Here is a 12,071-nt window from a genome sequence, read left to right on the forward strand (position 1 = left end):
ATTATAACGTGTTTCCACGCACTAAAAAAGCCTACTTACTCAAGTAGGCTTTAAAACATTTGGTAACCACTTTTACGCAGGAAACGAATCGACATTCCGGCAATGATGATACCGGCAAGTCCTGCCGCAAACATCGTAACGTCCGCTGTCTGCAAACCCATGATTCGATCACCTAACGCTGGAATTGCTTTTTTCGCATTCGTAAAATATTCAAGCGTCGACTGATTATCAATCATCATGATGATGATGACCGGATATAAGACGAGCATAATCCATGTGCTACGTAACAACATGTTTAAGATAAAACCAATACTAAAGAACATGACGAGATAAAGTACACTCCCGATCACGGCTTGGATAATATGCATAATGTTCCCCCTTTAAATCTCTTCGTCTAGTATAACCGACAAAAAAGGCAAATGCACGAGTGTACATTTGCCTAAAAGGTGAACTTAGAATTTACCTTTTTTGATCGCAAGACCAATTTTCTTCAGTTCAAGGAAATGTTTGTTGTCGATGACTTTTTTCATGAATGATGCGTTACGACCATAAATCTTCTTACCGAAGACCATACCGATCCCATCTTTATGACCAAGTGATGCGACTGTTCCTTTATTTTCATATGTGAACGTAGATGTTTCACGTCCACCGATGAGTGCTGAAATGTTTTCAGCGACTTTATGCGCTTGTTGTGTCGCGATTTGTGCTGTTGGCGGGTATGGACGGTTTGAACTTGGGTCCATGACTGCTGAACAGTCACCAATCATGAAGACATTGTCATGTCCAGGGACACGAAGATCTTCCTCAACGACAACACGGTTACGCATTGCTTCGAAACCTGATGCCGCAACGACCGGGTTCCCACTGACGCCACCTGTCCAAATGATTGTGTTCGCTTCAATCGTTTCTGTTGTATCACCTTGGAGTGGACCAAACGTAACCGTTCCAGGACCACATTCCTTGATGCCGTTACCGAGTTTGAACTCGATCCCTTGGCGCTCAAGCCATTTGTGTGCGTAGTTGACGAGATCCGCATCAAATCCAGGAAGGACAGTCGGAGCTGCCTCGATGTTGACGACACGCACGAGTTCGCGTGGGATATCGTATTGTTTACAAAGCTCTGGAATCCGGTTGACGAGCTCACCCATGAACTCGATTCCTGTAAATCCAGCTCCACCGACGACGATCGTCAGAAGTGAACGATCCGTTGAACCAGTCGTTTTGTATTCTGCAAATGAATAGTCGATGTGTTCTTTGATTTTCCGGACACTGTTCAATGAGCTGATCGTTAGAGCGTTCTCTTTCAATCCTTTGATTCCGAAAGTCTCTGGAACGCCACCGAGTGCAACGACGACGTAATCGTAAGGAACAGCTCCACCGTCTTGAAGTTTCACTGTGTTGCTTGCCGTATCGACTTTTTCAACAATCCCTTTAACGAGTTTGACGCGTGAAGGATTGATGACATCATTGATATAGATGCGCGCTTGTTCTGCTGACATCGTACCTGCCGCAGGTTCATGTAACCAAGTAGTTTGGTAATGATAGTCGTGTTTGTTGATCAATGTGATGTTGGCTTGATCGACGCCAAGTTTCTTTTGAAGGTTGACTGCTGTGATCAATCCACCGTAGCCGGCTCCAAGAATAACAATGTTAGGTGTGTTCATGTTCTGATACTCCTTACGAATGGTAGTTTTGTTGTGATTTTCTTCACATTCAATTACAAATAAATGCTCAAAAACTTTGTTCAAATAATGTTCACATGTCTATAAGCTTATTGAAACACTTTTTCTGACGGATTGCAAAAGAAAATTCTAGAAATGCTGAAAAAAATGTAAGATTTCCCGTACTTGCAACACCCGCCCCTCCTACCTATATAATAGGAGTATCCAACTATAGGAGGGAATCAGATGTACCAACCATATGATGTCACGATTATCGGGGGCGGTCCAGTCGGATTGTTCACCGCGTTTTATTCAGGGATGCGTCAGATGAAGACGAAAGTCATCGAAAGTCTCCCCCAACTCGGTGGGCAACTGGCGACGCTTTATCCCGAGAAATATATATATGATATTGCCGGCTTCCCGAAAGTCAAAGCTCAGGATTTAGTCGATCGTTTGCTTGAACAAGCAAATGAATTCGACCCGACGTATGTCCTCGGCGAAACGGTCGTCGCCTACGAGCGCCTCGAAGACGGAATCATCCGCCTCGTGACGAACAAAGGAGAACACTTCACGAAGACCGTCATCTTGACGGCAGGTAACGGCTCGTTCGCTGCCCGTCCACTTGGTGTTGCCGATGCTGAACGGTTCGAAACGAGTAACTTGCACTATTTCGTCAATGAAATGGATCGCTTCAAAGATCGTCAAGTCGTCTTACTCGGTGGTGGCGATTCCGCTGTCGACTGGTCATTGATGCTTGAGCCGATCGCGAAATCCGTCACGCTCGTTCACCGTCGCGATAAGTTCCGTGCACATGAACATTCAGTCGAACTGCTCCACAACTCATCCGTCAATGTCATGACACCGTATACGCTCGAATCCGTTACCGGTGAAGAGAGTATCGAAACTCTGACGTTCAAACATGCGGAAACGGAAGAAGTCGTCGTCGTCGGGGCAGATGACGTCGTCTGCAACTTCGGTTTCGTTTCGTCGCTCGGCCCGTTAAAAGAATGGGAAGTCGAGTTTGAACGCAATTCGATTCGCGTCAATTCGAAAATGGAGACGGCGATCCCCGGCATCTTTGCCTGTGGTGACATCGCGACGTACGACGGTCGTGTCAAATTGATTGCGACCGGCTTCGGTGAAGCACCGATTGCTGTCAATCAAGCGAAACTACTCGTCGATCCGTCCGCCCGTCATCCACAACACTCGACCAGCCTGTTCGAAAAAGTAAAAAATCATTAATGGACATGAAGAAGCGTTTCCTCGGTGTAAATCGAAGCAACGCTTCTTTTTTTGCGGTTCCTAAAAAATCTGTGTTCTTCTTTATGAAGCAGCAATCGGTAAAGCAACTCGGTATACATATTCCTCTAGCTCTTTCCCACCGCGTTCAATCACACATTCGGAAACACGGATACCTCCGAGTCGTTCATAAAAGTGGCAGGCTGGATTATCCGCGAGCACGGCAATGATGAGTGACGTAACACCATGTTCCTCCAACTGACGGACGACACGGTTGACTAAGGCGCGACCGATTCCGCGCCCTTGATACGAACGCAACAAATAGATCGCTGACAGTTCGCCTTCCGTCGATTCTGTTTGATTTTGCTTGCCGTGGGCAAAACCAATCAAACCTTTTGCGTCGACAGCAACAAAAACAAGTCCACCAACTAACAATTCCCGCCATGCAGCGGCACGCTTTTCTGTCGACAACTGATTGAGGTAGTCGTCAGGAATGATGCCGCGATAGGTCTCTTGCCACGCTGAAACATGGACGTTCGCGATTGCTTCAGCGTCGTCTACTGTCGCTTGGCGTATCTGCATAACTATCCTCCCTCAAATTAAAAATCATCCTAATCAGAGTAGGATGATTAGAATGATGTTAAGACAGCGGGACATTGAATCGTCGTACACGTGACCCGTCTTCTTTCATAAATGACTCCAGTTCTTCTCCGCCGTTCGCTTCGATGACACGTCCTGACGCGATGTTGTCTGCACTGCACGTAATCAAGACCGATTCTAGTCCACGTTCTTTTGCGACTTCAAGTGCTTGACGCAGACCTTCTGTCGCGTAACCGCGCTTCCGGGCGCTCGGCCGAATCCCGTATCCGATATGACCCCCGATTTGTTTTAAACCATCGCTTAAGTCATGACGGAAGTTCACAGCACCGACGATTTGTTTCCCGTCGTAAAACCAATACGTCGAGTGCGTCACCCAGTTCTCCGGAGCCGTCAATGCCTCTTGTTCCTGCTCTTCTAAAAAGTCAGCGAGGGGTAAAAACGTTTTGCTGACGACACTCGGGACAATCGGTTCCCTGGATTGTTCCCATTCTGCCAAAAAGTCTAAATACTCCGCTTCGAGATGGACGGACGGTTTTACTAACGTAATCATTTGTGATTTCGTACCTCCTCTTCAATGAGTCGATCGAGCCACTCGTCGACGTGTTGGAATAAATAGCCGGCTTTTTTCGCTGCTGACGTATCCATGTAGAAATCACGTTCCGGCGCCAGTGGTGATTCATCGTCGCCCGTCGTCGCGAACGTTGATTCCGTTCCTGCGACACGGTCAATCTTATCCATCAAATCTTGAATCGATAACACCCCGTCACTCGCTGCATTGATTGGTCCTGTCATCGTCGAACGACCACACCATTCAAGGAACGAGGCCGCTTCATAGCTTGAGATATATCCCATCTTCGCATAGAGGTTTTCAGCCACCACAGGAGTCCCTGCGAGCGCACGTTTCACATGGAAGACGAGACGTTCCGTGTAATCATCCGGTCCTAAGACGACCGGGAAGCGAACGGCGATAACAGGAAATGTCGCCCGTTGAAAGAAATAACTTTCTGCTTGGCGCTTTCCTTCCCCGTAATCATGTTCCTGTTCCAAGTCATATTTCCCGGGAAACGGATTGAAATCCCGCTCTGAAAGATTTGCTCCTCCCCCGTCATAGACGGACATCGTCGACGTTAAGATGTAGCGTCCGACCTTTCCTTCGAATGCATCGACGGCAAGTTTTGCTTGATATGGATTAAAACAAATATTGTCGTAGATGATATCCCAGTTTTGACTCCCTAAATCTTTCATCGTACTGCTTGACGTCCGGTCCCCTTTAAAGAATGTCAAGCCCTTCGCGACAGGTGGCGTATGTTCCCCCCGTGTGACGAGCGTCACATCATCGCCGGCGTCAGCGAGTCGTAATGCCAGGCGTCTTCCAAAATAACGTGTCCCACCAAAAATCAACACTTTTCGCATCGATAGTCCTCCTTAATGATGACGTACTCATTCCGTTGCCCTACTGTCTTCTCTACCCGATTCTTAAAATCCTGTATCGCACGAAAAAACAAAAAAACGCGGACTCTGAGGTCCACGTTGTGAGTTAGCAACCACCGGGTGTCCCGGCGTTCGTCGCTGTTCTAAATGATGTCCCGCAGCCGCATGTCGCGATTGCATTCGGATTCGTGATTGTGAATCCGCCACCAAGCATCGATTGTTTATAGTCAATTTCTAATCCTTTGACGACCGGATAGTCTTTTTCATTGACGATGACATTGACACCATGTTGCTCAAATGTCAGGTCCGTCTCCTTTTGGCTATCGAAACCCATTCCGTAGGAGAGACCACTGCATCCGCCACCTTGAACGAGCATGCGGAGATTTCTTTCATCGTCCGGCGCTTGTTGCATCATCTCTTTGACTTGAAGAGCAGCTGCTTCTGTTAATTGGATCATGTAATCACCTTCCCTTTTTCTATAGTATACGCAACTTTACGTAGATTCGAAACCTAGTTGCTTGAAACTATCTTGAATTCGTTGTATAAATGAATTGTATCAAAAAAATTAAATCGTTCCATCTTCAGGGCAGGGTGAAATTCCCGACCGGCGGTAAACAGACATTTGTCTGAAGCCCGCGAGCGAATAGGGCGCTATTTGCTGATTCTGTGTGACTCAGGAGCCGACAGTATAGTCTGGATGGGAGAAGATGGCGGCATGTATATAGACTTATTCCGATTTTGCACATTTCGGATAGGCTTATTTTATTGCGGACTTCTCCCCTGTTGAATCTTATTCAACGGGGGTTTATTTTGGACGCAGTCATGCCAATACTTCATCGAGAGGAACGAAAAAAAGGAGATTTTACTCGTATGAAACGCACTCAAAAAATGGTCACACTCTCAATGTTAGGTTCAATTTCATTTGTTCTTATGTTACTCAACTTCCCACTACCCTTTTTACCGAACTATTTAAAAATCGACTTCAGTGATGTCCCGGCGTTGATTGCTGCTATCATGTTCTCACCGGTAGCGGGTGTAATCGTCGAAGCATTGAAGAACGTTCTCTATTATATTTTCCGCGGAAGCGGTGTTCCGGTCGGCGAACTTGCAAACTTTGCAGCGGGTGTTGCTTTCATTCTTCCTGTCAGCTGGTTCTACCATAAAAAGAAATCAACGCAAGGTCTTGCAACCGGCTTAGTCGCAGGAACCATTACCATGGCACTTGGACTTGCGATTCTCAACTATGTGTTGATCCTCCCGGCATATGCTTGGTTCTTCGGGATGGACTACATGCTTGATCCGGCTGTCAAATGGACAACGATCATCGCTGGTATCTTGCCGTTCAACATCATCAAGGCCCTCTTCATCTCAGCACTCTTCATTCCGCTGTTCTTAAAATTAAAACCTTGGATCAACCGTCGTCAACAAGCTGCATAAGTCCTAGGCGCGCCCGCCGACCGACAAAATCCCCCACTTCATTTGAGGTGGGGGATTTTTTTAGAGTTCATTTTCTTCGATTTTAGCGTAGATGTTTTCTAACAGTTCTTCCGGTGTCTCTCCGATGACGGTCTGGCCGTCAACAAGACAAAAATGATCAAGCGAGCAGATGCCGCAGTAGCCAAGACAACCATACTCGACGACATCGACATTCGGGTCGCGTTCGAGTTGTGACATGACGACTTGGGTCCCTGCCGCTAAGTTACTGATACAAAATTCAATAATGGGATTCACTTTTTTTCCTCCTTTAAGCAGGAATTTACCTTCCTCTTGTCGTATTATACAAGGTCAGACTGATTTAGGGGAACTAAGGGGGATTTTAAGTTATGAAGCAACTAGTCGTTTTAGGTGGCGGATATGGCGGAATGCGAATTTGTGAACGCTTCAAGGATGAAGAGGTCGCCGTGACGCTTGTCGATCGATTGCCGTATCACGCACTAAAGACCGAGTATTACGCTCTTGCAGCAGGTACATTATCCGATCGTGATGTCCGGATTGAATTTCCGGAGGGGAAACATCTCACATATAAATATGGGCATGTCGTTAACATCTCGCCAGAGACGAATTCTGTGTTCTTGCAAGACGGGACAGAACTTTTTTATGACGATCTCATCATCGCATTAGGTTGCGAAGATAAATACCATAACATACCGGGTGCTCAAGAGTTTACTTATAGCATTCAGACACTCGAAGAGTCACGCAAAACGCATCAAGCGATTTGTGGACTGTCGCCCGGCGCGACGGTCTCGATTGTCGGTGCCGGTCTCTCGGGTGTTGAACTGGCAAGTGAACTCCACGAAAGTCGCAAGGACTTGAAGATTCGTTTATTCGATCGTGGTCCATCTGTCCTATCGTTCTTATCTGATAAAGTATCCTCTTACGTTCAGGAATGGTTCGAGGAGCATGACGTCGATGTCATCAACAATTCGAACGTCACCCTCGTCACAGCAGATGATGTCCGCAACGGTGAGGACGTCTATCCGACGAACTTAACGATTTGGACAGCCGGAACGCAACCCGTCAAAGTTGTCCGTGACCTTGGATTTGAAGCAGATAGCGGCGGACGGATTAAACTAGCGGAGCATCATCACGTTCCGGAATACGATAACTTGTTCGTCATCGGTGATTGCGCGAGCCTCCCGTACGCACCAAGCGGACAGCTCGCAGAGCATCAAGCGGATCAAGTCGTTGATGTCCTTGAAGCGAAATGGGCCGGAAAAAAACTTCCGAAATTACCGGAAATCAAATTACGCGGCATGCTCGGGTCACTTGGGAAATCAGACGGATTCGGAATCGTCATGGGCAAACAGGCCCTGACGGGAAAAGTGCCACGCCTCCTAAAATCAGGTGTCTTATGGAAACATAAAAAGATTAAATAAACGCAAAATCCCCAAAGTCCGCTTAGGTACTTTGGGGATTTTAGGCTGTATACACCACTTATGTAGAGTAAAGAGGCTTACATGCCTCTGCTTTCTCCTCACCTTTTCTTACACCGGCCTAAAAAGCTTTTCATTTCGTTGACTCCTGCGGGAAAAAGCGCGTTTTTTCGCGCTGCCGAGAGGCAGGCAAGACCCTGCTCGTTGTCCGCCAGGATCAAGGGGCTTGCGCCTCGCCCGAGGAAAGCAACGAAGAAGAAACAAGCTTTGATCACCCCATACTACTTTGTCTACACGCTGAAACCCCCCAAAGTCCGCTTAGGTACTTTGGGGATTTTTAAACGTCAATGAAGTTTACTGCGCAGCCTGATTCAATTTCAGATCAATCGCACGCGTGACTTTTTTCAGTTGAACATACCCTTCGTCAATCATTTCGCCATCGAGTAAGACGAGTGGGTAAAAATATTCGTCGTCTTTTAAAGCATCCACCCAACTGTCACGTGTCATCGCCTGTTCAAAATCGACGTAAACAAATGTTAACTCCGTTTCATATTTCCGTCCAAGTACAGCCTGTAACCAGCTGAACGTCTCTTCCGAACTCGGTGCCCCGAAACAGCTCGGACACGTCACAGCTGCCCCATATACCTTGATTTCCATCAGATATCCCCCTTCTTCCGTTTACTCTTTCTCAGTATACAAGTTTTCCAGATTGAGAACATTTTTCAACCCTGTTACAATGAATTTATAAGAAAGGATGTGTTTACGCATGGAAATGTTTGATCAAGTGAATGAAGTCCTCGAAAAATTGCGTCCGTTCCTTCTTCGTGATGGAGGAGACGTTGAGCTCGTAGATGTTGAAGATGGTATCGTTAAACTTCGTTTGATGGGAGCTTGCGGCAGTTGCCCAAGTTCGACAATCACATTGAAGGCTGGTATCGAACGTGCCCTGCTTGAAGAAGTAGCTGGCGTCGTTGAAGTAGAACAAGTCTTCTAATTCGAAAAAAACCCCCGATGACATCCGTCGTCGGGGGGTTTTTATGGTTATAAAATCCACTCGGCAAGCGAATCGACCATGTACGTCGGCTGAACATCCTGCCCTTGAATAAAGACAGGCGTATGAACACCCGAGTTGACATGCATCGTCCGAATCCCACCATTGATTCCGAATAAGATATCCGTATGGTAGTTGTCACCAACCATGATGACATCTTCCTTCGCAAGACCAATCATTTCAGCAGCGATGTTGACCATGACCGGTTCCGGTTTCCCGATGTAGAACGGCTCTTTTTCTGTCGTCACGCGTAAAACCGACGTCAAGGCACCGTTTCCTGGTAAGAAGCCGCGTTCTGTCGGAATTGCGATATCGCCGTTCGTCGAGATGAATCGTGCTCCTGCCCGAATCGCCAGTGCACCGATCGCTAACTTCTCATACGTGATTTGACGATCGAGTCCGATGACGACGTAATCCGCATGCTCATCGGCAACGACTTGAAGTCCTTGTTGTTCTAAGGCATCGAGCAACCCGTGTTCACCGATCGCATAGACGTTTGCACCTGGGTCGAGTTCTGCGATGTAGCGACCTGTCGCCATCGCACTCGTTAAGACATGTCCTGCATCGGAATGAACGCCCATGCCGCGTAGTTTTTCAGCGACGGCCTCTGCTGTCATCGATGCATTGTTCGTGACGAACAGGTACGGCACGCCTTCTGCTTGCAAGCGATTGACAAAATCAACGGCTTCTTGAACGGGTTCTGTTCCGTTATACATCGTGCCGTCTAAATCGAATAAATAACCTTTCGCTTTCATCCTGACTCACTCCTCGTTTGGTAAAAATGCCGAGACGGGTCCGAGTTCTGTCTCTAAGTATTGACGGACCGCGGACGGAAATCGACGAAGCTCTATTTCTTCTTCGCTCAAGACCGTCCGGACTTCTGCTGTACTCGACTTCGTAAACTCACGGACGATCGGTGTCCGCAGTGCGACGATTCGTTTTAAGCTCGTCGCGAGTTCTGCGTCAATCACCCGCTCGTCTTCTAAAATCAATACGATATCTTCATAACTTCCCGGATCACGCATGATGAAACCATCAATCATACTATTTCCGATATCAATGATACTTTCGATGACTAAAAACCCGATCCGTTCCAGCGCTAAAGCTGTCGTCACCGCATCCCCCGTTAACTCTTTGCTTTGACGAAGCGCTGTCTCGAAACAAATCACCGTTTGTTCAATCTTTTCCCGATTCACGAAATACATCTAGCATTCCCCCTCACATCTTCCATTTTAGACCTATCGGCGGTCCATGAAAAGCAGAAACGCCATTTGCATCACATTCCTCAATGTGTTATCCTCAATTTAGATTTTTACCCAAAATAGTATGTCACATTAAGTGACTTGGAGGTTATTTATACATGGAACGGGAACTTGCATTAGAAATCGTCCGCGCAACAGAGGCTGCTGCCCTCGCATCTGCAAAATGGATTGGTCGCGGGAAAAAGAACGAGGCAGATGATGCCGCAACGACAGCGATGCGTGAAGTCTTGAATACGGTCAATATGACAGGAACAGTCGTCATCGGAGAAGGTGAACTCGATGAAGCACCGATGCTGTTCATCGGCGAACAACTCGGCACGACAAATGGTCCGATCGTCGACATCGCAGTCGATCCGCTCGAAGGCACGAACATCGTCGCAAAAGGACTCGGTAACGCCATGGTCGTCATCGCTGTCGCTGATCAAGGCGCACTCTTGCATGCTCCTGATATGTACATGGATAAATTAACGGTCGGTCCGAACTTAAAAGGACATGTCTCGCTCGACGATCCACTCGAAGTCATCATTGAAAAGGCAGCTGAACTGAACAATAAACGGATTGAAGACGTGACGGTCATCATGCAAGACCGCCCCCGTCACGACCACTTCCGTGAAGCCGCTATGCGGATGGGCGCCCGCGTCCGGTTATTCGAGGACGGCGATGTTTCTGCCGGAATCGCCCCCCTTTCACCGGCAACAGGCATCGACATCTTCATCGGAACGGGCGGTGCACCGGAAGGCGTCATCACCGCTGCTGCTGTTAAAGCAATGGGTGGCGACATGCAGGCACGCTTGCACCCGATGGACGACGAAGAGACGGCCCGCGTCATTCGGATGGGACTTGCTGATCCGTTACAATTGTTGACGCTCGACGACTTAATCAAGAGTGACGATTGTATCTTCGCGGCGACAGGTGTCACGACCGGTGAAATGCTCGACGGGGTCAAGTTCATCACGGACGATATCGTAGAGACGACGTCGCTCGTCATGCGCTCAAAAACACGGACCATACGTAAAGTCATCGCGGAACACAGTCTGTCGCGCAAACCGTACTTGCAAAATGTTCCCCAAACCCTTTAATCTGAAAAGAGACTAGGAAATGAGGGACTTTACACGTCATGATGGAAGAACGCGATTTTTTATATGATGATGTCGAACAAACGAAAACACGGTTTATTTGCTGGATTGGTGAAACGAGCCGGTTCGATTTAGCAATCACGCACTCGGAACATTTTTTCGGAAAGATTTTAGTGCTGAATTTACTCTCGAACCGCTTCGCAATCATCGGTGCCGATGATTTTGACGAACCGGGTTATATCGCTCATGCCTTCGACCTCGAAGAAGACGCAGCTGATGAACTCGAACGGTATTTAAGTGAATACATTGGTCTCACATGAAAAAAAGCAGCTCCATCCGTGAAGGATGGAGCTGCTTTTTAAGCATTTTAGAGGAGACGATCATTGCGTTCATTCAGTGTATTCGGTCCACTGAACACATTCGTATTGTCTGAATCATCATGAGCTTTACGCTCTGAATGCTGATCTGCCTCGTCCCCGACGAGCAAGACGAATTGATGGTCTTCGACTGCTTTGTTTGCACGGTCGACATCTTCTTTACTTAAGCCACTCGCTTGCAACACATCTGTATGCGTCGTCGAAGCAGCTTCTTTCTTTTTGAAGATCCCTTTGATCTCATGCCATAGGTTCATATGCTCTTCTTGCGACAGCTTCGTTGACGTTTGGTGATTATGCAAATCTGCCATGTCTTCGATTTGATCTAAATCATAGCGGTCATGGGCAACGACTTTTAAGTCCGTTGAAATGACTCCGGCGACACGCAAATCATGAACAGCACTAACGATTTCTGGCACAGTTTTATAAATCCCGACGATTCTCATGGATGGTTCCCCCTATAGGTACGTGATACTTATAGTAATAGCCGAAATCAGCCCATCA

The 12,071-nt window shown here is 47.4% G+C and carries 17 protein-coding genes and 1 riboswitch; of the genes, 6 read left to right on the forward strand and 11 right to left on the reverse strand.

The genetic code is table 11. The features are described from left to right. Nucleotides 1-50: 50 nt before the first annotated feature. Both KNP94_RS08355 and KNP94_RS08360 read right to left on the reverse strand, forming a co-directional pair. On the reverse strand, nt 51-368 hold the full coding sequence (locus KNP94_RS08355; protein ID WP_029331243.1) for a YuiB family protein: 318 nt from the start codon (nt 366-368) through the stop codon (nt 51-53). Nucleotides 369-452: 84 nt separating this feature from the next. Continuing rightward, nucleotides 453-1,664 carry an NAD(P)/FAD-dependent oxidoreductase gene (locus KNP94_RS08360; RefSeq protein WP_088837678.1) on the reverse strand — a complete coding sequence of 404 codons (1,212 nt, stop codon included), beginning with the start codon at nt 1,662-1,664 and terminating at the stop codon, nt 453-455. Between the two features lie 243 nt (nt 1,665-1,907). Here KNP94_RS08360 and KNP94_RS08365 point away from each other — a divergent pair, with 243 nt between their 5' ends. Further along, the gene (locus KNP94_RS08365; protein WP_214804324.1) at nt 1,908-2,903 is read left to right on the forward strand and encodes an NAD(P)/FAD-dependent oxidoreductase; all 996 of its coding nucleotides are present in this window, start codon (nt 1,908-1,910) and stop codon (nt 2,901-2,903) included. An 81-nt stretch (nt 2,904-2,984) separates the two neighbouring features. On the opposite strand, the gene KNP94_RS08370 is transcribed toward KNP94_RS08365, so the two are convergent. The 4 genes from KNP94_RS08370 to KNP94_RS08385 form a co-directional block, all read right to left on the reverse strand. Continuing rightward, nucleotides 2,985-3,482 (reverse strand): GNAT family N-acetyltransferase, encoded by a 498-nt coding sequence (locus tag KNP94_RS08370; protein ID WP_215115543.1) that lies wholly within the window; start codon nt 3,480-3,482, stop codon nt 2,985-2,987. A gap of 58 nt (nt 3,483-3,540) precedes the next feature. Then, nucleotides 3,541-4,050, reverse strand: coding sequence for a GNAT family N-acetyltransferase (locus tag KNP94_RS08375; protein WP_215115544.1), 510 nt, complete (start codon nt 4,048-4,050; stop codon nt 3,541-3,543). After that, nucleotides 4,047-4,913, reverse strand: a complete 867-nt coding sequence (locus tag KNP94_RS08380) for an NAD-dependent epimerase/dehydratase family protein (RefSeq protein WP_088837682.1) — start codon at nt 4,911-4,913, stop codon at nt 4,047-4,049. Before KNP94_RS08380 ends, KNP94_RS08375 begins: the two co-directional genes overlap by 4 nt. A gap of 124 nt (nt 4,914-5,037) precedes the next feature. Continuing rightward, complete coding sequence (locus KNP94_RS08385) at nt 5,038-5,388, reverse strand: HesB/IscA family protein (RefSeq protein ID WP_029331252.1); 351 nt, start codon at nt 5,386-5,388, stop codon at nt 5,038-5,040. 116 nt (nt 5,389-5,504) lie between these two features. After that, a riboswitch (FMN riboswitch) is annotated at nt 5,505-5,644 on the forward strand. Between the two features lie 157 nt (nt 5,645-5,801). Between KNP94_RS08385 and KNP94_RS08390 the strand changes: the two genes are divergently transcribed. After that, nucleotides 5,802-6,368 carry an ECF transporter S component gene (locus KNP94_RS08390; RefSeq protein ID WP_088837683.1) on the forward strand — a complete coding sequence of 189 codons (567 nt, stop codon included), beginning with the start codon at nt 5,802-5,804 and terminating at the stop codon, nt 6,366-6,368. A gap of 60 nt (nt 6,369-6,428) precedes the next feature. Here KNP94_RS08390 and KNP94_RS08395 read toward each other — a convergent pair whose 3' ends face one another. Continuing rightward, entirely contained in the window at nt 6,429-6,662 is a 234-nt protein-coding gene (locus KNP94_RS08395) for a YuzB family protein (RefSeq protein WP_088837684.1), read from the reverse strand. A gap of 92 nt (nt 6,663-6,754) precedes the next feature. On the opposite strand from KNP94_RS08395, the gene KNP94_RS08400 reads away from it, so the two are divergent. Further along, the gene (locus KNP94_RS08400; RefSeq protein WP_088837685.1) at nt 6,755-7,807 is read left to right on the forward strand and encodes an NAD(P)/FAD-dependent oxidoreductase; all 1,053 of its coding nucleotides are present in this window, start codon (nt 6,755-6,757) and stop codon (nt 7,805-7,807) included. 351 nt (nt 7,808-8,158) lie between these two features. Here KNP94_RS08400 and KNP94_RS08405 read toward each other — a convergent pair whose 3' ends face one another. Further along, nucleotides 8,159-8,461, reverse strand: coding sequence for a DUF1462 family protein (locus KNP94_RS08405; RefSeq protein WP_215115545.1), 303 nt, complete (start codon nt 8,459-8,461; stop codon nt 8,159-8,161). Between the two features lie 109 nt (nt 8,462-8,570). Here KNP94_RS08405 and KNP94_RS08410 point away from each other — a divergent pair, with 109 nt between their 5' ends. Continuing rightward, nucleotides 8,571-8,798, forward strand: a complete 228-nt coding sequence (locus tag KNP94_RS08410) for a NifU family protein (protein WP_012371190.1) — start codon at nt 8,571-8,573, stop codon at nt 8,796-8,798. Between the two features lie 47 nt (nt 8,799-8,845). Here the strand turns inward: KNP94_RS08410 and KNP94_RS08415 are convergent, their stop codons facing one another. Further along, a complete protein-coding gene (locus KNP94_RS08415; RefSeq protein WP_088837688.1) occupies nt 8,846-9,610 on the reverse strand; it encodes a TIGR01457 family HAD-type hydrolase in 765 nt (254 codons plus the stop codon). Between the two features lie 6 nt (nt 9,611-9,616). Next, a complete protein-coding gene (locus KNP94_RS08420; protein WP_088837689.1) occupies nt 9,617-10,060 on the reverse strand; it encodes a DUF86 domain-containing protein in 444 nt (147 codons plus the stop codon). A gap of 155 nt (nt 10,061-10,215) precedes the next feature. Here KNP94_RS08420 and glpX point away from each other — a divergent pair, with 155 nt between their 5' ends. Beyond that, nucleotides 10,216-11,196 (forward strand): class II fructose-bisphosphatase, encoded by a 981-nt coding sequence (gene glpX, locus KNP94_RS08425; RefSeq protein ID WP_088837690.1) that lies wholly within the window; start codon nt 10,216-10,218, stop codon nt 11,194-11,196. Nucleotides 11,197-11,234: 38 nt separating this feature from the next. Continuing rightward, nucleotides 11,235-11,513, forward strand: a complete 279-nt coding sequence (locus KNP94_RS08430) for a DUF3055 domain-containing protein (RefSeq protein WP_088837691.1) — start codon at nt 11,235-11,237, stop codon at nt 11,511-11,513. 47 nt (nt 11,514-11,560) lie between these two features. Here KNP94_RS08430 and KNP94_RS08435 read toward each other — a convergent pair whose 3' ends face one another. Further along, the gene (locus KNP94_RS08435) at nt 11,561-12,013 is read right to left on the reverse strand and encodes a general stress protein (protein WP_088837692.1); all 453 of its coding nucleotides are present in this window, start codon (nt 12,011-12,013) and stop codon (nt 11,561-11,563) included. Nucleotides 12,014-12,071: the final 58 nt, after the last annotated feature.

The sequence above is a fragment of the Exiguobacterium sp. s80 genome (assembly GCF_018618725.1).
GTDB lineage: Bacteria > Bacillota > Bacilli > Exiguobacteriales > Exiguobacteriaceae > Exiguobacterium_A > Exiguobacterium_A oxidotolerans.